The sequence below is a fragment of the Pseudovibrio japonicus genome (genome assembly GCF_014651595.1).
GTDB lineage: Bacteria > Pseudomonadota > Alphaproteobacteria > Rhizobiales > Stappiaceae > Pseudovibrio > Pseudovibrio japonicus.
On the sequence record NZ_BMXE01000007.1, the window covers coordinates 33,212 to 52,689 of the forward strand.

Sequence of the window (19,478 nt, forward strand, 5' to 3'; positions counted from 1 at the left end):
TGCCACAAATTAAAAAGTGGGCAGGTGTGATTCTGTGCAGATCTTGCAAGCCGAAAGAAACAGCGCTGTGGTGGCAGACTCTGATAAGCCCTATGCCGCGCTGATAACAGTCTCGTTGCTGGCGCACCTGCTGGCCTTTTCGCTGCTTGCGATGACCACCCCGCCGCGTGGCTTCAGGGCGCGGCCGGTCAAGAATATTGGTGTGGACCTGATTGGCGCTGCGGAGTTTGAGAAGCTGTTCTCACCACCGCCCGTAGAAGAACCACCCACCACCTCCGTTTCCCCAACTGTGGTGGCGCCGGAGACCCCGCAAGAGCTTCCGCCACCGGTGGTGAGAAAGCCCGAGGCAAAAGCACCGCAACCGGTCATCGCGCAGAGCTTGCAACTGGGCCGCCTGCTGGATGCGCCTGAAAATCGGGAGCTGAAGGAGTCTCTGGTTCTGTTTGACCCTTCGGAACAGCGAGAGCAACTGTGCAATCTTGAGGTGATGGAGCAGATCCAGCTGTGGAACGGAAGCTTCAACCCCGAGCGCGTGGTTGCCTTTGCCTACAAGGACCCGGTGGCCTTCGCCGATACTGTAACTGCCGAGGGTGCTGCTTTCCGCAGCAAGGGCGAGTGGTACCACCTTTCCTACAAATGCACCTGGGACCCCAGCACAAACCTTGTCACCGCTCTGGAGTTTCTTGCTGGTGAACTCATCCCGCACAGCGAGTGGGACGACCACTTCCTGTTTGCTGATTAGTGGTCTTGCGTTCAGTCGGTTTCCGACTTGCTTTGGGCCTCCTATCGATACCTATCGTAATTGTCGCTTGGCGCAGCCAGCAGGTTTTGGGCGTAGGAATGACCGTCATAAACAGCCGCTGCAATTGTTCCGGGTGCCTTGCAGTCGCCAACTCTTGTGACAGCTTCGATCCCATTATCGGCCCATTGCGCTTCCCTGCTCTGAAGCTCCTGCCAAAGATGGTCGGAAGGAAGGCGTGATGTGACCGGCACAAGGGTGGCGCACTCCAGCCTTTTTGTTGCGCCGGAGTAAACGCATTCGAGTGTTAACTCACCCCCCTCAAAACCAGCCAACTGATACAGCGGGATGATTTCGACATCGAGCTCCATCAAACGCTGTTGGATACGGGCTTGTTCGAGGGTATGTTCCGTCCACGGAGCGACGATGGGAGAAGGCGTGACGAAGGCCACTTTGTAACCTGCGGAAACCAACATCTCCGCGAAAGCGCTGGCCATGTAGTAGTGATCATCGTCGAAGATCACGACCCTACCAGACTTGGAGATAGCACCTGCACCCTTCTGAAGCAGATCATCTACCCCAACAACGGCGTCGCTCGGCAAGAATGGGAGTGGTAAGCGGTGCACGCGCCCGACACCGTCGGTTCGCCACGTTGCTCCCGTGGCAAGCACAACCTTTTGAAATTGATAGGCAATGATGTCGTCTGCAGTCAGGGGGCTATCGAGATACAGCTCCGCGTTGGTGGCTTGCCGGAGCTGTGACATCCTCCAGTCACTGACGCGCGCCCATGTCGCAAGACCGGGCAGTTTGGATTCGTGTGAGACGCGTCCACCCCACTGCTGGCTTGCCTCGGCAACAACCACTTCTGCGCCGCGCTGCGCAAGCGCTCGTGCAGCTTCCAAGCCTGCCGGACCGCCGCCTACGACGAGGACGGATTGAGGTTTGCCAAGGCTCGGGATGACTTCCGGGTGCCAGCCTTTGCGCCATTCTTCGCCAATTGATGGATTCTGGGTACACCGCAATGGAACGCAGGTATTGTCACTTGCAACGCAAATGTTGCAGCCAATACATTCGCGGATGTCGTCAATCCGGCCTTCCTCAATCTTCTTCGGCAAAAAGGGATCTGCTATGGAAGGGCGCGCTGCGCCGATAAGGTCCAGAATTCCCTTCCTGATCGCCCGCACCATGCTATCGGGCGAGGTATAGCGACCAACACCGACAACCGGTTTTGTCGTCAATGATTTCACGAAGGAGACGTAGTCTTCCTGATAGCCTTCCTGCGAGAACCGCGCGGTTTGGCTGTCGTTTGACCAGTTTGACAGATTGACGTCCCAAAGGTCAGGTTCATCCGCCAGCGCCGCAACAACATCCCGCCCTTCTCCGGTATGCTCAAGTCCGGCAGGACCAAGCAGCTCCTCAACGGCGAACCGAACTGCTACGGCACAGCTATCTCCAACCGCATCACGCGTATCCGCCAGCACTTCGCGAAACAGGCGCAGGCGGTTTTCAAAACTACCGCCATATTCATCACTGCGGGAATTGTAGCGCTTCAGCAGGAAATGCTGGAGCAACGTCATGTCATGCCCCGCGTAGACATAGATGATATCAAAGCCTGCCTTCTTGGCCCTGAGCGCCGCATCGCGGTGCCACTTTCTGAAGGCAGCGATATCGGCCTTGTCCATAGCGCGGGCCTGCACGGGATCAGTTACATCAACAACCACATCGGAAGGCCCATAAGGGGCGATGCGGCTTAAACGATTGGCAGTATGGATGCCGTTATGGACGAGCTGAATAGCCGCAAGACTGCCTTTTTTGTGAAGCGTCTCGGTCATTTTGCGTAGCCGTGGCAAGTCGCGGTCATCCCATATCCGCCCTTGATTAGAGGGCGAGAGGTCTGAGGAGGGATGTATCTCTGTTTCCTGCGTAGAGATCACGCCCCAGCCGCCCTCCGCTTTCATGGAACGCATGGCCAAGTCAGCTTCAGGATACCTGTGCCCCATGCCGCTACAGTGCGGGACCTGAAAGAAACGATTGCGGGTCGTTAACGGACCAATCTGTACAGGCTCGAACAGTATATCGTAACGAGGGTCTCTCAATTATCTTTATCCTTGATGCCAGCCCGGTCGCACTCAACGGACTATCGTTTTTTTCTGGGGTTAGCTGGGTGGGCTACGTCCCTGATCACGAAAGACTATTTTTGTGGCCGCCTTTCGCCCAAATTTCATCTCACGCGTAGCGAAGGTTATGCTTCTCTTTTCCCGGGCAAGATCAGTAACCCCATTGAGCACCTCGTGAGATCCAGAACGATCAGAAGGCCGGTAACTGCGATTGCAGCTCATTTTTTGACACAACACTCCCCCAGGTGCGACTGTAGGGCTGATTTGTAATCCGCGTCGGATTCTTGTCTCTTGCGATTCATTTTTCAGCCGTAAGCGACTAGGCTATGCAGTTGATAATATTACGCAAGGGTATTGCGAAAATTTTTTAATCATAGGTTTCGTTCAGTAAACGGAAGCGTCAGGAGGTCTCTAAGTTAATGCCCGCCCAAAGAAAAAACTCTGCCGAAGGTGATCGGAAACAAGACTTGGTTGAGGCAACGTTACATTGCATATCCGAGAAAGGGATACAGGCGACCACATTACGCGAGGTTGCTGCACGGGCTGGCGTGAGCAATGGCCTGATCAGACATCACTTTGGCTGCAAAGCGCGCCTCATTACTGCGGCATATCGAAAAACGATTGAGCTGATCACCGCGAATACAATGGAAGTCCTTCTCTCAAAGGACGGTTCTGCCCATGAACGCATGCGAAGGTTTGTAGGGGCTACGTTGAGCAGTCCAGCATCTGACTACCAAATACTATCACTTTGGGCGACATTTGTGAGCCAGAGCAGAGTAGACCCGCTCATTGCTGCTGTGAGGGACGAGAGCTACTTGCAACTGCGCCGCGCCACCGAACCGCTTCTGGCAGAGTTATTTGAAGCGGAAGGCCGGCCACTTCCGCCACAGGAATTGGAAGAAACCAGCATTATCGTTCACGGCGTTCTGGACGGCCTATGGATTGAGGCCTGCCTCGATGAAAATGCCGGAGGCAAAGAAAAGCTCATTGGCCTCGCAATCATTGCTCTTGAAAAGATACTGGAAGTCAACCTGAGCACGGTGAAGCGCCTGAAGGCCGTCTGCTAGCAGGCTCGTTGCGACGAGGTCTCAACCTGTCAAAAACTGCGTGAGCTTCTTCGCTCATAGTTTGGCGAGGATTTTTTGGGCGAGTTCTGGCGGCTCGGTTGATTCTGGATAGTATTCGAGCAGCGTGCCGTCGGGGGCCACCAGATAGATGTAGCTGGTGTGATCCATGAGGTAGTACTCGGAAGTGTCTGATTGATCTGATCGCTCATAATAAGCTTTGAAGACTTCGGAGAGTTCTTTGATCTGATCGTCATCTCCGCTCAGCCCAAGGAAGCCTTCGCGGAATGCGCTGAGGTATTCTTTAAGAAGCTCTGGCGTGTCGCGCTGCGGGTCTACGGTCACAAAAATTGGGTCTGGCTCAATCCCCTTTTCCTGGAGGATGTCGAGCGCTTCGCCAATATTCAGGAGGCTGACCGGGCATATTTCCGGGCAAAACGTGTAGCCAAAGAAGACCAGTCGGTGTCGCCCGGAAAGGCTCCCCCACTTGGTGGAGGTGCCCTCGTGTGAAGTCAAAGTGATCCTCTGGGCATCCGGGCCATCAACATTGATGGTGGTGGACAGCGTAGGCTTTGTGCCTGTGCTTTTCTGCAGAGGTCCCTGTGAAAAGTAGCCAACGGAGGCACCCAGCAAAGCGATAATGGCGAAACTGGAAGCCGCCACCAGGACGCTGATTTGCCTACCTGCTACTTTCATGACTTTTCTCCGTCTTAAACGCTTACTTCAGTGTGTCCAGGTAGGCGAGAAGGTTGTTCATATCGTCATCCTTCTTGATGCCAGCAAAGGACATCTTGGTTCCCTTAACGAATTTTCTTGGAGACTTCAGGAAGTGTGCAAGGTTCTCGTCATCCCAGACAATGTCGGATTTTTTCATTGCCTTGGAGTACTTGTAACCCTCGATAGCTGCAGCATGGCGCCCAACAACACCAAACAGGGATGGGCCCATTTTGTTCTTACCTTCTTCAGGTGAGTGGCAAGCTGCACACTTTTTGAAGACTTTTGCACCTTTGACAGCATCGCCTGCTGCGTAAACCGGGCCGCTCAGCAACATTACGGAGAGCAGTGACAAGACTAGTTTTCTCATGTTTTTCCTCTTATTTTGAGATCTTCGGTAGGAAGGAGGTTGGAAAGGAGCGGTTCGGATGCCAGGTCGCGAACGACACGGAACCCGATATTCGCCGGAGGGAAACCGATGGAGCACCCTCCTGTTGGTACCACCCGGATTAACTCGGACTGGTAGGTCATGTGCACACCCGCCAGAACCCGAACACCGCGGCAATTCTTATTGATTTCCTGCTTTGGTCCCTCTGCGGACCTGCGCCAGCAACTCTGCGTCCATTCCCAGACATTTCCGGCAATGTCAGCAACGCCATTATCCTCGGTGCCGTGTAGACCGATGGATTGGGTGCGTCGCCCGGCGCGTTTGCCGAAGTTGGCGTAATCTGCGGCCCAGGCCATGCGCGGATCGTCAAACAACTTATCGACTTTTTCTTCGATCACATCGTCTGCAAGCACACGCCACTCGGTTTCAGTGGGCAACCGGTAGGTCTGGCCTGTCTCGTGAGACAGCCACGCCAGATATTGTTGCGTATCAAGCCAGCTGACGCCTGTAACAGGATGGTCATCCCGAACGTATTTGCGTCGCTTTGGCTGGTGCGTGCAGCCCCCTGCATCGACGCAGGCCTGCCAATCCCCAAAGGTCACCTCATACTTAGCCACCGCGATCCGCTTTGCGCCCCTTTCCGGGGTATCAATCCTGACCTCAACCATCTGAGGTTGGGGTGCGTCCCCCGAGGAAGGCTCCTCGAGAGACGCAAGACGTGGCGAGATATCTGGAAGGTAGACTCTCGCCTTACTACCAGCCCAGATGGAGGCAACTGCCACTCCTATAGAAAGGGTAACGTAAACTGACAGCTTCATGTTATCTCTCCACGTCTCGAACCGACCGACTTAGGAAGGAATAGGACCAGGCTTGGAAACCTGCTTCATTAAGTCATCGTCCCATTCGCCATCGACGATGACGTGTGAGGCGGCACCAAGTTCAACCGCTTCAATGAGATTGTGATTGAGGTATACGTAGACGCCCGGCTGGCGGAACGTATAAAGAGCTGCCCCGGCAGAGCCGCCGCGGATGAACCAGGTCTCAAGACCAGTCGCAGGATCGTCAGCAAAGGAGCCGGTTTCCCAGACGTAGTCGCCATGACCACCAATCAGGTGAGGTCGTGAATCGCGGTTTGACTGGGCGTGAATGAAGAGTGCTGTGCGGCCAACTGCAGATTTGAGTGCGTGATCACCTGTCAACGCACCGACCTTGCCGTTGAAGACCACATGTGTTGGTGTCAGGGTACGCATGACCGGCATAACGTCAGCGAAGTTGTCGCCCGGTCCGTCATAGACCTTCCAGTCGCCGTTCTCGTCTTTCGGAATGTAGAAATCCTGCTCGCCAACGTAAAAAACATCGTCGTAAGACAGCAGGTTACCGTCTTTGTCTTTCAGGCCTTCACGCGGCAGCACCATGACAGCACCGTTCATGCCGTGAACAACATGGTACGGGATCATCTGTCCCTCAGGCGCACAATGGTAGACGAAGACGCCTGACTTAACGGCCTTCCAGCGCAGCTTCACCTGCTCGCCCGGTAGCACATGTGTCAGGCCCGCACCACCAAGCGCACCGGTAGATGAATGGAAGTCAATGTTGTGTTCCATTCGGTTGTATTCTGGGTTGATCAGCGTCAGTTCTACGTAATCGCCTTCGTGGCAGACGATCAGTGGGCCCGGAACGGATCCTTCAAAAGTCAGCGCCCATGTTTCCGCGCCATGGTCGTCCACTTCCCAGCGCAGTTCTTTAATGGTCATCGTGACTTCGACAACTTTCGGACCGCCCTTCGCAACCTGATCATGCTTCGGCGCAAACGGTGGAGCGACCAGCTCCTGTTTCACGCGAGGCAATGCAGCAATTTCTGCCTCGGTGAGTGAGACTTCCGCTTCCGCCGCACCGGCAGCAACCTCTTTTGTTGCCGCAACGGCCTGATTTGCTGCCACAGCAAAGGCACCAAACGCTGCGGTGGATGAAGCAACTGTCGAAGCCTTTAGAAAACTGCGTCGGTCTAATCCATTTTTCGTATCTGTTGGCATTATGTATACCCCCCGGTTATTTGGTCAATTAAACATACACATCATATATATCTTTCATTAAAAGATGTAAATGCGATATATCTTTAAACGCCCAAAAGCTATGAGGAATGCGTGGAAAGCTTCCCGCCCGACCAGGGGGAACTCCACCAACATACGATAATTTCATGATCCGCCAGGGAAGAGGGTAAGCCGAAAAACTAGGGAGGACGCCTGTTACGACAGGCGACCGCCAATGGGGTACGTTCTTCTTACTAATACATATATGTAGTTAGTTCTATTAGGGGTCTCACGTAATGGATTCTCCCAAGTGAGTCCCCGTGCAAGTAGGGTTGATGAGTTGTCTGGTCGGATACTTCAAAGCGAAAATGTGCTCTTGCGCAGACAAAGATCCGCTAGTGTGTATTTGCCGAGCGTTTCAAGAAAAGATGCCATTGCTTCGTTCAAAGGCCCTATTAATTTGCATGCTGGCGATAGCGGGCACGTATTGTGGGAGGTCATGCACTCCACGAGTTTGAAATCAGTCTCGGTGGTTATCAGAACGTCTGCAAGATTAATCTCTTCCGGTTTGCGCCCAAGTCGCAATCCGCCAGAGCGTCCGCGCACAGATTCAAGATAACCTGCTTTTGTCAGCGCATTGACAACCTTCATCATGTGCCCGCGCGAGACACGGTAATACGAGTTCATCTCGTCGATTGTGAAGAGATGATCCTGATTTGCTGCGGCGTACATGAGCACGCGGAATGACAGGTCTGAGAAGCTGGTCAAACGCATGTGAGCTTCCTTTTAAAACTAGGCCGTTGAAAAAGTGTAGGTCTATGCTTATTGAAACTATCGAAAGTAATATTAGAGATATCTAGTATATATGTTATTTTCTGAGGCCGCACTATCTCCAAGGATGACCCTGCGTTTTGTATGGGGTTGGGCACCAGCGTGGCATCTGAGCTCGCAAAAACCGCAAACGTGAGCATGGTGCTAAATAGGGGCGTCTGACAGGTCTCTCAGCTCCATCTCTGGTTTTACCTGTTTAGTCCTCTTGTTTTCCTGCCATTACGGGTAATAGTGATTGAAAAAGATGTATATTAAATGTATCTTTTAGTATCTTCTTTTTCATTCGGAGTCCGATATGGTCACGATCACGCACGCGGCGAAGCCCAGTTCCTGGAAATATGCTTTTGAACGTTGCAAAACCTGGTTACAGGCTGGCATCACCGACTTTAAAAAACGTCCCCTTGTCGGATTGCTCTCCGGCATCGGGTTCTTTTCAATCAGTTATCTGACAGTAGCGGGTCTGTACCTTCTGGATATGTCATGGATGCTCGTCCCGGTGTTTTCCGGCGTCACGCTGGTCGCTCCACTTTTGGCCATTGGTCTGTATCGCGCGGCACTTCAGGTAAAAGAGGGTCGCAGCCGCCCTATTGCTTCGCCCGGTCAGCTCGTGGTTGCCGGTGCCGTTCTTCTGCTGCTTCTAATCACCTGGGTTCGCGCGGCCGCAATCCTCTACGCAGTCTTCTTCGGCCTGAAGCCAGTGCCTGCTCTGGGTGAAACACTGCACATTCTTGCGCAGACCCCTACTGGATTAATTCTGTCACTTGTCGGTATTTCGGTCGGTGGTTTGTTCGCTTCCTTCACGCTCGCAGTTGCCGCCTTCTCTATTCCAATGCTTGTGGACCGCAAGGTTGATGCCTTCACCGCCATGGGTAGGAGCTTTTCAGCCTGTGCTCACAACTTCAAACTCGCGACTGCCTGGGGCGTCCTCACAACCGGCATCATGATCGCTGGCCTAGCAACAGGTTTCATCGCCACAATCATCCTCTTCCCCCTAGTAGGCTTCGCAACTTGGCACGCTTACGATGATCTCTTCGGGGCCAGCGCAAACTGAGCAGGTGTATCCGTAGATAAGACCCTGTCTTTGATCGCTGGGGCATAGACAGCGAAGCTGTTCTGTGCCCCTTTTGTCGCGAAATACTAAAGTGTCATACTAAAAAGACACTGTTTGACACCAATCTGATTGTCAGGTTGGTGTGCTTGACCAAGCCTGAGTGCGGAAACACCCGTCACTCGAATGTGTTAGGCGCATGGCAACTTCGATTTAGAGGCCGAGCTGTTCGGCCATAGCGTCTATGATATCGTCATGGACGCTAGACCGATCCGTCCCTGCGGGGTCGGTGCAGACTGGGTCATCGTTTTCCTCAATCAGGATGGCTTCTCCCTCTGGTTTGCAGAGGGGCATCGCTGTAAAATGAAAGCTGGGGTCGAACCGCAAGATCTGCGCATCCGACAAGAGGCTTGCCATCCCGCTTTGATCAAAGTCTGTCGCCTGCATCCGGTCCTCCGCTCCGCCGAATCCGATAAGAAGCACATTGGGGATCAGCGTCGCTGCATTCTCGGCCGTCAGCCCCCAGACAAACCCTGGGTCGATTGCGGCGACATGGGTGATGCGGGCGTCCGCATAGCTGGCATTCCAGTCCACCGCTTCGAGGCCTTGCATGTTTACCGCGTCGGACAACAGAAGATCGCAGGCTTCCATTGTCTCGATGAAATTGGTGCACGCGCCGACGATCCCAGTATGGTTGCCGCGCAGCCCGCCCAGGGACAGCGCGGTCCAGCCTCCGTAGGAAAAACCCGCAGCCATGACACGAGACGGATCAATCCGCCCGCCAAAGTCGGGATCGTCCAGCAGAGCATCCAGCGCCTCTGACATATCCAGGGCGCGGGTCCAGTGCCGGACACCTTTGGTCATGTTAAAGTCGCCCCAGGTGGAATAGGCGTGGTTCACCGAAACGACGATGGCACCCCGCTCAGCTAAACCAGCGGCCAGCCATGCCTGCGCCCGAGCGGTTCCGCCCATGCCATGACTGAATAGGACAACGGGATAAACCCCGTCCCGAACCTCTGCATTCATAGCGGCATCTACCCCCTGAAAAACGGGGTTCTCGGCAAATATTGTCATGTCGCCTCCGCCGCCGTTGGGATACCAGATGGTTGCGCTTGCCTCCTTATCATGATGCGGCATGTCTATACTGGTCAGTCTCAGGCCAGCAGGGGCCGCGACAGCTTGCGAGGCTGTAGCGATTGTCAGCATCATGAGTGTGGTTGTGATCAGGTTCATAAAATGTCTCCGTTGCCTGTCTTCCTGATCGCTTGATGAAACAAACAGCGGCTACGGGCGACCTAAAACCCGTTTTAGGTCGTCACGATCCGGTTTTAGGTCGTTACTCTCCCACACCTTGCCCCAAAAAAAGAAAGGCCAGTGCAAGAGATCCTGAAGGGTCGCCTGCACTGGCCTTTCTTATGGAGCAATCGCGCTCCGCCTATGTGTTACCTCAGCGGTACATCATCACTGTCGTCCAGGACCCGATAGCTGTCGCCTTCCAGATCGTCAAACTGATCATCGCGCAGGCACCACCAGAACGCTGTGAGGGACAACACACCAAGAATCAATGAGATTGGTATCAGGTATACAATAGCTATCATTTGGCTCAGTCCGTAATTCTGGTTTGCGTCTTGAGGCAGGGCAGCTGACGTAAAAGTCTGGCCTAACGCTGACAGCAAACTTTTCCAGAGAATGCGGGCTGCCTTGGTGGCAGCCCGATTAAGAGTGAAGGAGTTGAGTGTCTCAACGCGTTCATTGGTGGTCAGGGCGTCTGGTAGCTGTAAGAAGCTCCCATTGCCGCTGTGACCGGCTTATTTTGCGGCCAGTCCCTTTGGACCGCTGATTTGCTCGACGTCCCAGTGCTCAAAGGCCATGGCGACCATCTGATACTTGTAGATGCCGTAGGCGGCGACCAGTAAGACGAGCAACCCATAAATGATGTTTCGAAACCGCCGGTCAGTCTCAGTCTTCTCCATTGTCCTTGCTCCAGTTCAGATAAAGAACCAGCTTCTTGATGTCGGCGTCCTTCAGGCGCTTGTCCCAGCTTGGCATATGCCCTGCCCGGCCATTCTCAAGAGTTTCGAGAATGTCTTTGCGCGTGCCGCCGTAGATCCAGAATGAATCAGTCAGGTTAGGAGCACCAATTCCAACGCCTTCGCCTGTTTCGCCGTGGCATGCGGAGCATTCATTCTCGAACACTTCAGAGCCAGCCTTGGCGAGTGTGGCGTCATGTTCAGCGCCGGAGAGAGACAGCACATACTCAGCAACGTTCTTGATGTCAGCCTGTTCAAGCATTTCATCGCGTCCAAAGGCTGGCATTTCGCTGTAGCGGGTATCATCGTTGTTGGCGTTGATGCCATAACGAATGGTCCACTCTATTTCGTCCAGATCGTCACCAAAGAGCCAGCTGTCATCCACCAGGTTCGGGAAGCCGGTTTGGCCCTTTAAATCGCGTCCATGGCAGGCCGCACAGTTGTCGGTAAACAGAACCCGAGCGGCGCTCTCATACTTTGCACGAATGGTCGGATCATCCACCAGATCGTAAAGATCACCGTCAATAAGGTCAGCCTCATCTTTTTCGCGGACGACTTCAGCTTCCTTCACCGCCTCCAGAACGTTGGCTCTGGAGGTTGTGCCGAATAGCCCGCGGGTGAAGTCTGATCCCAAAGGAATAGCGGGGTAAAGAATCCATCCACCGAGGGCGACGAGTGAAGTGATGATGTAGGCCCATTTGGCCCACTTGGGCACCGGCGTATCAAGCTCTTTGATTCCGTCCCATTCATGGCCGGTTGTTTTTTGGCCTGACACCTCGTCATGCTCTATCTGCATGGCTTATCCCCATTATCTAGCGGTATTCTTGAGGCTCCTTCCAGCCCTTTTTTGCGGCTCGGCCAATAGGTCCAAACAGTCATCCCGATGAAAAACGCGAGGAGATAGAGCGCGCCCCAGGTTTTTAAAAACACAAGCCCTGCATCCTGGCTCATCGCAGTACCTCCTCTTTTGAGAGTTCGTCAGTATCGACCAGCGTTCCCAGCATCTGCAGGTAAGCGACCAGAGCATCAAGCTCACTCACCATCTCGGGATTGCCATCGAAGTTCCGGACCTGAACGTTCTCGCCGTAACGCTCCTGAAGCTCGGTTTCATATTCTGCATCCGGATCTGCTTGTCTGGTTGCATCCAGCGCAGCGTCTTTGATCTGGTCGGCCGAATACGGGACACCTACACGTGCTAGAGCCGTCAACTTGTCAGGCAAACCGTCGGTATCAAGTGGTGTTTTTGCGAGGAATGGATAGCCCGGCATGACAGAACCTTTCACCACTTTGCGCGGTTCATTCATGTGTGCGACATGCCAATCATCGGAGTACTTGCCACCAATACGGGCAAGGTCAGGCCCTGTTCGTTTTGAGCCCCACTGGAAGGGATGGTCGAACTTGCTCTCAGCAGCGAGGCTGAAATAGCCATAACGCTCCACATCTGTTCGCATTGTCCGGATCATCTGGCTGTGGCACGCATAACATCCTTCGCGGATGTAGATGTCGCGCCCGGCTTGCTCCAGCGGGGTGTAGGGCCGTACGCCCTCCACCTCTTCAACTGTGTTGTCGATTGTGAACAACGGCGCAATTTCCACTATCCCGCCGATTGATGCCACAAGCAGGATCATCAGGGTAAAGCCAATGGCCGTCCGTTCTAGCTTTTGGTGAGAAAAAGACATGACGTATTACTCCGCAGGCACTGCAACCGCGTTCCCGGCCCGCGCGCGCGGCCCCTGAACGGTCATGTAAATGTTGAAGGCAAGCAGGCAGCCACCGATGAGGAAGAGCAGTCCGCCGATGGCACGAGCCCAGTAGTAAGGCTTCATCGCGATCACGGTGTCGATGAACGCATAGACAAAGTTGCCGTCGCCATCATAGGTCTGCCACATCAAAGATTGGGTGATGCCGCTGTTCCACATAGAGCCGACGTAGATAAACGTGCCCAGAAGTGCGACCCAGAAGTGAATCGATGCCAGCTTGACCGAATAGATCTCTTCGCGCTGCCACACCCACGGGACGAGCTTGTACATTGCTCCGAAAGTCAGGAAGGCAACCCACCCGAGAGCCCCGGCGTGTACGTGTCCTACGGTCCAGTCTGTGTAGTGGCTCAGCGCATTCACAGGCTTCAGCGCCATGAATGACCCTTCAAAGGTAGCCAGTCCGTAAAACAGGACCGCAACCATCATGAAGCGAATTGCAGGATCTGTGCGGACCTTATCCCAAGCGCCGTTGAGCGTGAACAGACCGTTAAACACACTCGCCCAACTTGGCACCAGAAGAACAACCGACATGGTCATACCAAGAACCTGTACCCATTCCGGCAGTGCGGTGTAGTGGAGGTGGTGTGACCCGACCCACAGATAAAGGAAAGTAATGCCCCAGAAACCAATGATCGACATGCGGTAGGAATAGATTGGCCGATCCGCCGCTTTAGGCAGGAAGTAGTAGAGCATTCCGAGGAAGCCGGCGGTGAGCAGGAACCCGGCTGAGTTGTGCCCGTACCACCATTGGGTCATCGCATCTTGAACACCGGAGAACAGGGAGTAGCTCTGCGGTGAAGAGATGGAGACAGGAACTGCAAGGTTGTTCACCAGATGCAACACGGCGATCACCACGATAAACGCGAGGTAATACCAGTTCGCCACGTAGATGTGCGGCTCTGCACGGCGTGCCAACGTGCGCAGGTAAGTGACGAGGTAAGCGATCCAGATCACAAGCAGGATCAGGTCGGCATACCACTCAGGCTCGGCATATTCGCGAGACTGGGTAATGCCAAGTGGGTAGCCGGTCACCGCAAGCGTGACGAACAGGTTGTAATAGAGCATCACCATCCAAGGCATGGTTTTGCCAGCCAGCCTTGCTTTTGATGTTCGCTGCACAACATAGAAAGAGGTCGCGATCAGAGCGTTGCCAGCAAACCCGAAGAGAACACAGGTCGTGTGGATGGGGCGCAAGCGGCCAAAGTTGGACCAGCTCGTATCAGCGTTGAGGGACGGAATTGCCAGCTGCCATGCCAGAATATCGCCAGCAACGAAACCAATGATGGCCCAGGTCACGGCAGCAATGATGCCAATCTTAACGACATCATCATTGTAGGTCAGAGTCTTCTCAGACTTGGCGGTGCCCCAGTCATTGATCAGCCGCTTAACCGCAAAAATGCTGAATGCAACAATGATCCAGCCATGTGCCACATAACCGGTATCCTTACCAAAGCTGGTGATTGCAATTCCTAGAGCCAGAATTGGGATTACCACAAGGAACGAAAAGAACCTCTCGGTCATGCCCCCTCCTCGGCAGCACCTTTCGGCTGCTCTTGATTTGCTGAATAAAATTCAACAAAGAACCTTGCATCCTTGCTAGCGCGTGCGCTGTGCAAGGTCTCTGGCAGGATGACCTGCTTCTCACCAGTTTGGATCTCACGGGTCTCGTTGAGCTTCACGTCATGAAAAACAACAGAGCCAGAGGTCACACAAAGGACACCCCAGACGCCAGGCTTGGTCGAATGATCCCGTTCAAGGGCTTTGGGAAAGCTTCCCTCGGAAAACTCCTTGGTGGTGCTGTATTTCACAACACCGTCAGGAAGTTTTAGATCTAGGAGTGGCATGGGACTCCTCCTCGAGTTTGAGAAAAATGCACGAAGCGATCAGCGCGAGGATCTTTAAGATCTCGATGCCGACGAAGACTAGATGCAAGTGGCTGGGCCCGACGGGTTCACCTGCAATGGTTGCTTCTGTGCGTACATTGAGCAAAGGCATGAGATAGCCTTGCTGAACAATCAGCGCAGTCAGGGCGAGCAGCAAAAAGCCTTTCACCAAAATGGAGAACTGCGCTCGGATAGGCGGGTATAGAAGAGGTAGGGTCAGGAGAGCTGCGAAGAGTATCTCAGCGTTTCCAATCCAGTAAAACTGAACCTGTCCCACCTCCAATAACTGAGGGATGGTCAGTGAGGGAACCTGAAATTTCGCCGGGGCGACGATCAGAGAACCGCCGAGAACGACGCCAGCCCAGAGCGAGGCAAGAAGAAAGGAATACTTCTTCATAGGCCCACGCCTCCGAACATTGCCATTTGCAACCTTCCGGCGATGCGCTCTGCGCGGAACATCAGAAAGTCTGTTGCCTCGTCGGATTTGGTCGTGTCGCGAACAGTCTGTTTGAACAGGTCAAGCCAGAGCTCGAAATGCCATGGTTCGACGGATATCAGCTCCTGATGCACAGGGACTGGCTTTCCGGAGTAGGTGCCGGAATTCAGCGCAACCGAGGTCCAAAACGACTTCATTTTTGCAAGGTGCTCTGGCCACCGGTCGCCAATCGGTTCATCGAAGAGCGGCGCAAGAATTGGGTGTGCCTTCACGCGCGTGTAAAACTCTTCGACAATCTCATCAAGCACCTCCGGAGTGATGCCGATTTCCAGAACCGCAGACTGGTGCTTAAGCCTGCGCTCAAGTGCTTCGGGTGAGGTGCGCGCGTCTACAACCTTCACCGGTTTTCCATCAATGATTTGCAGCTGACCCATTGTTTTTGCAACCTCTTTAATACGCTAAATCATATATCTGAGATCGATCTTTTAATCAAATCGTTGAATAAAAATAATTCTAATAACCAGCGTTGGACTCTGTTTTCTCGAAGTTTTCCCAAGTGCAATCCGCACAAGGTGTGACAGAATGATCTTTCAATATAGGTCGACTACTTGTTTTGGATGCGCAGTTTTCCGGCACTTTCAGAGCACGAACTCCCACGCCAAGCGCACCCCCTCCTTGTCGGTCGGGCGCAATGGAAATCGGTTTGGGACAGATTGACGCAGATCAAAAATGCAACCGCTTTGGCGGGTGTTTAAGCCCGGTCATCAGCTGCAACGTTGGTGGCCCTTACGCGTTATTCGGTTCTTTCGGACAGCCGTCGTGATCTGCGGTTGAGTTTCTTCTTTTAACTGTTGGTTTGCGGGGGAGCTCTGAGGAGGACCAGATCCAGATGCCATGGGACAGCATCTCGCGACCATTCCCGTCAGAAGTGGTTCGCGGATATAGATTTCTTATCCGTGAAAGTCCATAGGCATGCGGGTTAGACCCCACAAATATCACAGATAGCTTCGCCAAATACTACTCGCCAAACGAGAGGCCGGTCAGCTTCGACTGTCTTAAGCTTGTGCGTGTATTGCACGATTTTGCATGGCTCAGAACAGGTCGTGACCTAACGGAAATTTCTGAGCTGAAAACAGGACAAATGGCCACGTATAGCTTGAAGAAAAATCGGGTTTTGCGGTAATATCCGGGTGCTAGGAATAGCCTGCATGCTAGTCAGGTCATAGTGATGAGAAGGAGTATTGAGATGGTTAATATTCTTCCCTGGCAACGTTCCAATAACCTGAATATCCGTAAGGAAAGAACACCGTTTTCTTCTCTTCAAGGTGAGATAAATCGGGTGTTTGATGACTTCTTCAATAACGGATTCCCCGACATGCCGAACTTCCCCTCAGCGCTGGCAAAAGAACATATGCTGGCGCCTGCGGTGGATATCATCGAAGATGATAAAGGCTTTAAGATTGAAGCCGAATTACCCGGTCTCACTCAGGATGACGTTGATGTAACGATTACGGACAGTTACCTCACGATCAAAGGCCATAAAGAAGATACCAAGGAAACTAAGAGTGAGAACTTCGTTCACCGCGAAAGGTATTCGGGGGCTTACCAGAGGACTATCGCCTTACCCGAAACTGTCAATGCAGACAAAGCGAATGCCAGCTTTGACAAAGGCCTGCTTCGAATTGAAATTCCCAAGAAAACAGAAGCAGTGAAACAGGCGAAGAAACTCGAAATCAAATAACTCGCTTTCCGGCCAGGGTCCCAATATCCGGGGCCTTGGCCGCTTTAATTTAGAGAACCGGCAGGCGAGCAATCCTTGCTCTCCGCACGGTTTAGCCTTGGTGCGTCGAGTTCAAGATGGGGTGTTCGTGCGGTGACGTGGACTTGCTTATCTGGACAGCTGAGTGCCGAACCTAACTCCATACACCTCCCATTCGTCGCTGTCTGGTTTTATTAATTGGCCCCGAGTAAGGATCAGGCCATCGAGAAATCAGGGGTTGATCGGGGCCCTGCCTTTGCAAACTGCGAAGGCACTTGCTCAAGACAACGAGATTAGGGCAGAATTGAAAGGTGGGGTCGTTCAGTTGGTGCTGCCTTACATTGATTGGGGCAATGGAATGCTACCTCAGCTTGTCCAATAACGGAGCGATCATGACTGCTAAAGAAACAAAGCTGCTACTGGTGTGTGGCAAGATTGCCTCTGGTAAGTCCACCTTGCTGGCGCATCAAGTCAAAGAACATGACGCGGTTCTGATCGACCAGGATGAATGGCTTGCGACGCTCTTTCCGGGAGAATTGAAGACACTGGAAGACTTTGTGAAGTATTCATCCCGCCTAAAACAAGCGCTGGGTCCGCATATTGTGACATTGCTTCAGCAAGGTGTGTCTGTTGCTCTGGATTTTCCGGCCAATACGGCACGTGACCGCCTGTGGTTACAAAACCTTTATAAGGCGGCGAATGCAACTCACGAACTGCATTTTCTCGATATTCCGGATGAGGTCTGCAAGGAGCGCCTTTGGGCGCGCAACAAGTCTGGCAAGCACCAGTTTACGGTGACTGAAGAGCAATTTGACCAGTTTACAAAGCACTTTCAGGCGCCTTCGAAGGACGAGGGTTTCAACGTTTTTATCCATGAGGTGGAGGCTGCCTGATGTAACGGTGGCAGGGAGGTAAGGCGGTAGCGCTGAAGTATTAAACCTCGGTTTCATTCAAGAATAAAAAAATTCGGCGCTATGAGAATGGCACCGTTAAAGTTCTGGATGAGTATGGCAAGCCCTTTGCTGTCACGAAAGATGCCCTCAAGGATATTGCAAGAGAGCTCGGAATTACCACAGCAGGTAACACACGCACCCAAGGAATGCAGATAATAAATCACTTGAGTTGAGCCGCAGTGATGGGCGCTGTGGCGGCAATTCTGGATCCAGTGTTGATTGAGATTTTCGCGGCGTCATTTTTCTCTTGAGCCGGACCATAGGTCATAGCGTAATGAAGATTCCCGAAGGAGTTTTCAATGAACAGACATTGCCCGGATGAAGCTTTACTAACCGCAAAGGAATGCGCCGACCGAACTGGCCTAAGTATCCGTGCGCTTCGGCTCTACGAGAAACATGGCTTAATCTCTCCTCGTCGCACGTCCAAACGTTGGCGTCTCTACGGAAACGATGACATCGCCCGACTGAATGAGATTCTGGCCCTTAAATCTATTGGGCTCAGTCTTCGAAGTATTTCGGGGCTTTTGTGTGATCAACCCACCGATCTTGCTCAAACTCTTATTCTGCAGCGAGATGCTTTGATGGACACAAAACATCGGGCGGAGCGAGGGCTGACTGTGGTGGAAGCTTTGCAGGACAAAATGCGTCTGGGAACTCCTGCAACGATTGATGATCTGATGACACTCATGAGGGAAACAAATATGGCTGAGCCGTCGAGAGATAACGTGGCCTGGCGTCGCTACGAGCAGATGCGCCCGCGAACCGAAATTGCAGTAGATCCTGCATTATATGATGATTATGCCGGAGCTTACGAAACAGATGATGGAACGTTCTCTATCGTGTCCCATCGTGATGGGCGGATCTTCTACCGGATTGTTGGAGGGGCGGATAATGAGATCTTTCCGGAGACCGAGGCCAAATTCTTTATGAAGGTACTGCCTGTACAGATAACATTCGAGCGCGATGAAAGCCAAAAGGTGAAGTACTTAAAGCACCATCAAAGTGGCTTCGTGGATCAAGCACTTCGAGCTGACTTGAAGCAGGCATTGCAGATTGAAAAAGAGGATCAACATCGAATTAATGAGCAGAAGCCCATTCCCGGCGGAGCAACTCTGTTGTGCCGAGTGATCGAAGAGCTTTCGAAACGGGAACCTGACCTCAGTAAGATGGCGCCAGCAGTGGCGGAACTCTTGGAAGAGCAGAAAGGCTCCATTCAGGTACAGTTGGAGGAGGCAGGTAAACTAAAGCAGCTTTCATTCAAAGGCGTTTCCCAGAATGGCTCAGATGTTTATGATGCAGTCTTTGAGAATTCAAAAATCGAATGGAATTTTGCTCTCACTCATAGGGGTTTGATGAGCTACCTATATTTTCGACCAATACTGTAATTAGTCCCGACCGATTGCCAGTTACCAAAGATGGTTCCGGCAATCGGTTCGCTTCCTTTTTGGGCAGCCGTATGATCTTCTCAGAAAGTACCACTCTCCTCAAAGCGGCCTTGGATTCATTTGGGTTGCAAGCATCAATCGATCATAGAACCTGACGCCTGAGCATTAGAATGTGCCGATAAACAGCCTTCTCAGCGCAGTTTTGATCGAGTGTATACATGGTCACTGGGCCTGCTGGTGAAGTTGCTGCAAGTTTATCTACTCACTGCGAAAAAGTTATCAACCGTCGACGGAGGGCTGCTGTACGTTTGAAAAGGGAGGTAGGTGTATGTGCGTGCAAT

Annotated in this window: 22 protein-coding genes; 6 read left to right on the forward strand and 16 right to left on the reverse strand. The window is 52.8% G+C overall.

The features are described 5' to 3' along the window. Positions 1-34 precede the first annotated feature (34 nt). Entirely contained in the window at positions 35-742 is a 708-nt protein-coding gene (locus tag IE076_RS17210; RefSeq protein WP_189438030.1) for a DUF930 domain-containing protein, read from the forward strand. A 41-nt stretch (positions 743-783) separates the two neighbouring features. On the opposite strand, the gene IE076_RS17215 is transcribed toward IE076_RS17210, so the two are convergent. Next, entirely contained in the window at positions 784-2,835 is a 2,052-nt protein-coding gene (locus IE076_RS17215) for an oxidoreductase (protein WP_189438031.1), read from the reverse strand. A gap of 440 nt (positions 2,836-3,275) precedes the next feature. Between IE076_RS17215 and IE076_RS17220 the strand changes: the two genes are divergently transcribed. Further along, positions 3,276-3,923 (forward strand): TetR/AcrR family transcriptional regulator, encoded by a 648-nt coding sequence (locus IE076_RS17220; RefSeq protein WP_189438032.1) that lies wholly within the window; start codon positions 3,276-3,278, stop codon positions 3,921-3,923. 54 nt (positions 3,924-3,977) lie between these two features. Here the strand turns inward: IE076_RS17220 and IE076_RS17225 are convergent, their stop codons facing one another. From IE076_RS17225 to IE076_RS17245, 5 genes are all read right to left on the reverse strand, one after another. Next, positions 3,978-4,616 carry an SCO family protein gene (locus tag IE076_RS17225; protein ID WP_189438033.1) on the reverse strand — a complete coding sequence of 213 codons (639 nt, stop codon included), beginning with the start codon at positions 4,614-4,616 and terminating at the stop codon, positions 3,978-3,980. A 22-nt stretch (positions 4,617-4,638) separates the two neighbouring features. Beyond that, on the reverse strand, positions 4,639-5,004 hold the full coding sequence (locus IE076_RS17230; RefSeq protein ID WP_189438034.1) for a c-type cytochrome: 366 nt from the start codon (positions 5,002-5,004) through the stop codon (positions 4,639-4,641). Next, entirely contained in the window at positions 5,001-5,840 is an 840-nt protein-coding gene (locus IE076_RS17235) for a formylglycine-generating enzyme family protein (protein ID WP_189438035.1), read from the reverse strand. Before IE076_RS17235 ends, IE076_RS17230 begins: the two co-directional genes overlap by 4 nt. Before the next feature lie 30 nt (positions 5,841-5,870). After that, complete coding sequence (gene nirK / locus IE076_RS17240) at positions 5,871-7,055, reverse strand: copper-containing nitrite reductase (RefSeq protein ID WP_189438036.1); 1,185 nt, start codon at positions 7,053-7,055, stop codon at positions 5,871-5,873. Between the two features lie 354 nt (positions 7,056-7,409). Further along, positions 7,410-7,826, reverse strand: a complete 417-nt coding sequence (locus tag IE076_RS17245; RefSeq protein ID WP_189438037.1) for an RrF2 family transcriptional regulator — start codon at positions 7,824-7,826, stop codon at positions 7,410-7,412. A 352-nt stretch (positions 7,827-8,178) separates the two neighbouring features. Here IE076_RS17245 and IE076_RS17250 point away from each other — a divergent pair, with 352 nt between their 5' ends. After that, on the forward strand, positions 8,179-8,934 hold the full coding sequence (locus tag IE076_RS17250) for a DUF2189 domain-containing protein (RefSeq protein WP_189438038.1): 756 nt from the start codon (positions 8,179-8,181) through the stop codon (positions 8,932-8,934). Between the two features lie 210 nt (positions 8,935-9,144). Here the strand turns inward: IE076_RS17250 and IE076_RS17255 are convergent, their stop codons facing one another. The 10 genes from IE076_RS17255 to IE076_RS17300 form a co-directional block, all read right to left on the reverse strand. Further along, positions 9,145-10,164 (reverse strand): alpha/beta hydrolase family protein, encoded by a 1,020-nt coding sequence (locus IE076_RS17255; RefSeq protein ID WP_189438039.1) that lies wholly within the window; start codon positions 10,162-10,164, stop codon positions 9,145-9,147. Between the two features lie 209 nt (positions 10,165-10,373). Further along, positions 10,374-10,529 carry a cbb3-type cytochrome oxidase assembly protein CcoS gene (ccoS, locus tag IE076_RS17260; RefSeq protein WP_189438040.1) on the reverse strand — a complete coding sequence of 52 codons (156 nt, stop codon included), beginning with the start codon at positions 10,527-10,529 and terminating at the stop codon, positions 10,374-10,376. A gap of 210 nt (positions 10,530-10,739) precedes the next feature. After that, entirely contained in the window at positions 10,740-10,904 is a 165-nt protein-coding gene (locus IE076_RS17265; RefSeq protein ID WP_189438041.1) for a hypothetical protein, read from the reverse strand. Beyond that, positions 10,891-11,757 (reverse strand): cytochrome-c oxidase, cbb3-type subunit III, encoded by an 867-nt coding sequence (gene ccoP / locus IE076_RS17270; RefSeq protein ID WP_189438042.1) that lies wholly within the window; start codon positions 11,755-11,757, stop codon positions 10,891-10,893. Before ccoP ends, IE076_RS17265 begins: the two co-directional genes overlap by 14 nt. Then, entirely contained in the window at positions 11,748-11,912 is a 165-nt protein-coding gene (locus IE076_RS17275) for a cbb3-type cytochrome oxidase subunit 3 (protein WP_189438043.1), read from the reverse strand. The genes ccoP and IE076_RS17275 overlap by 10 nt, the downstream gene beginning before the upstream one ends. Further along, positions 11,909-12,640 carry a cytochrome-c oxidase, cbb3-type subunit II gene (gene ccoO / locus IE076_RS17280; RefSeq protein ID WP_189438044.1) on the reverse strand — a complete coding sequence of 244 codons (732 nt, stop codon included), beginning with the start codon at positions 12,638-12,640 and terminating at the stop codon, positions 11,909-11,911. Before ccoO ends, IE076_RS17275 begins: the two co-directional genes overlap by 4 nt. A 6-nt stretch (positions 12,641-12,646) precedes the next feature. Further along, a complete protein-coding gene (gene ccoN / locus IE076_RS17285) occupies positions 12,647-14,242 on the reverse strand; it encodes a cytochrome-c oxidase, cbb3-type subunit I (RefSeq protein ID WP_189438045.1) in 1,596 nt (531 codons plus the stop codon). Then, positions 14,239-14,565, reverse strand: coding sequence for a TehB-like domain-containing protein (locus IE076_RS17290; protein ID WP_189438046.1), 327 nt, complete (start codon positions 14,563-14,565; stop codon positions 14,239-14,241). Before IE076_RS17290 ends, ccoN begins: the two co-directional genes overlap by 4 nt. After that, positions 14,537-15,001, reverse strand: a complete 465-nt coding sequence (locus IE076_RS17295; RefSeq protein ID WP_189438047.1) for a hypothetical protein — start codon at positions 14,999-15,001, stop codon at positions 14,537-14,539. Before IE076_RS17295 ends, IE076_RS17290 begins: the two co-directional genes overlap by 29 nt. Then, entirely contained in the window at positions 14,998-15,474 is a 477-nt protein-coding gene (locus IE076_RS17300; protein ID WP_209009216.1) for a group III truncated hemoglobin, read from the reverse strand. The genes IE076_RS17295 and IE076_RS17300 overlap by 4 nt, the downstream gene beginning before the upstream one ends. A gap of 812 nt (positions 15,475-16,286) precedes the next feature. Between IE076_RS17300 and IE076_RS17305 the strand changes: the two genes are divergently transcribed. From IE076_RS17305 to IE076_RS17315, 3 genes are all read left to right on the forward strand, one after another. Further along, on the forward strand, positions 16,287-16,781 hold the full coding sequence (locus IE076_RS17305) for an Hsp20/alpha crystallin family protein (RefSeq protein ID WP_189438048.1): 495 nt from the start codon (positions 16,287-16,289) through the stop codon (positions 16,779-16,781). Positions 16,782-17,191: 410 nt separating this feature from the next. Further along, positions 17,192-17,692 (forward strand): P-loop nucleotide/nucleoside kinase family protein, encoded by a 501-nt coding sequence (locus IE076_RS17310; protein ID WP_189438049.1) that lies wholly within the window; start codon positions 17,192-17,194, stop codon positions 17,690-17,692. A 359-nt stretch (positions 17,693-18,051) separates the two neighbouring features. After that, a complete protein-coding gene (locus IE076_RS17315; RefSeq protein ID WP_189438050.1) occupies positions 18,052-19,137 on the forward strand; it encodes a MerR family transcriptional regulator in 1,086 nt (361 codons plus the stop codon). Positions 19,138-19,478 lie beyond the last annotated feature (341 nt).

Bases quoted from the DNA above. Each gene is read 5' to 3' on its own strand.
- IE076_RS17315 (WP_189438050.1), top strand. From the start codon at position 18,052: ATGAACAGACATTGCCCGGATGAAGCTTTACTAACCGCAAAGGAATGC.
- IE076_RS17265 (WP_189438041.1), bottom strand. From the start codon at position 10,904: ATGGAGAAGACTGAGACTGACCGGCGGTTTCGAAACATCATTTATGGG.
- ccoP (WP_189438042.1), bottom strand. From the start codon at position 11,757: ATGCAGATAGAGCATGACGAGGTGTCAGGCCAAAAAACAACCGGCCAT.
- IE076_RS17245 (WP_189438037.1), bottom strand. From the start codon at position 7,826: ATGCGTTTGACCAGCTTCTCAGACCTGTCATTCCGCGTGCTCATGTAC.
- IE076_RS17220 (WP_189438032.1), top strand. From the start codon at position 3,276: ATGCCCGCCCAAAGAAAAAACTCTGCCGAAGGTGATCGGAAACAAGAC.
- IE076_RS17305 (WP_189438048.1), top strand. From the start codon at position 16,287: ATGGTTAATATTCTTCCCTGGCAACGTTCCAATAACCTGAATATCCGT.
- IE076_RS17295 (WP_189438047.1), bottom strand. From the start codon at position 15,001: ATGAAGAAGTATTCCTTTCTTCTTGCCTCGCTCTGGGCTGGCGTCGTT.
- IE076_RS17235 (WP_189438035.1), bottom strand. From the start codon at position 5,840: ATGAAGCTGTCAGTTTACGTTACCCTTTCTATAGGAGTGGCAGTTGCC.
- nirK (WP_189438036.1), bottom strand. From the start codon at position 7,055: ATGCCAACAGATACGAAAAATGGATTAGACCGACGCAGTTTTCTAAAG.
- ccoN (WP_189438045.1), bottom strand. From the start codon at position 14,242: ATGACCGAGAGGTTCTTTTCGTTCCTTGTGGTAATCCCAATTCTGGCT.
- IE076_RS17230 (WP_189438034.1), bottom strand. From the start codon at position 5,004: ATGAGAAAACTAGTCTTGTCACTGCTCTCCGTAATGTTGCTGAGCGGC.
- IE076_RS17300 (WP_209009216.1), bottom strand. From the start codon at position 15,474: ATGGGTCAGCTGCAAATCATTGATGGAAAACCGGTGAAGGTTGTAGAC.
- IE076_RS17310 (WP_189438049.1), top strand. From the start codon at position 17,192: ATGACTGCTAAAGAAACAAAGCTGCTACTGGTGTGTGGCAAGATTGCC.
- IE076_RS17255 (WP_189438039.1), bottom strand. From the start codon at position 10,164: ATGAACCTGATCACAACCACACTCATGATGCTGACAATCGCTACAGCC.
- IE076_RS17225 (WP_189438033.1), bottom strand. From the start codon at position 4,616: ATGAAAGTAGCAGGTAGGCAAATCAGCGTCCTGGTGGCGGCTTCCAGT.
- IE076_RS17275 (WP_189438043.1), bottom strand. From the start codon at position 11,912: ATGAGCCAGGATGCAGGGCTTGTGTTTTTAAAAACCTGGGGCGCGCTC.
- IE076_RS17290 (WP_189438046.1), bottom strand. From the start codon at position 14,565: ATGCCACTCCTAGATCTAAAACTTCCTGACGGTGTTGTGAAATACAGC.
- ccoO (WP_189438044.1), bottom strand. From the start codon at position 12,640: ATGTCTTTTTCTCACCAAAAGCTAGAACGGACGGCCATTGGCTTTACC.
- ccoS (WP_189438040.1), bottom strand. From the start codon at position 10,529: ATGATAGCTATTGTATACCTGATACCAATCTCATTGATTCTTGGTGTG.
- IE076_RS17250 (WP_189438038.1), top strand. From the start codon at position 8,179: ATGGTCACGATCACGCACGCGGCGAAGCCCAGTTCCTGGAAATATGCT.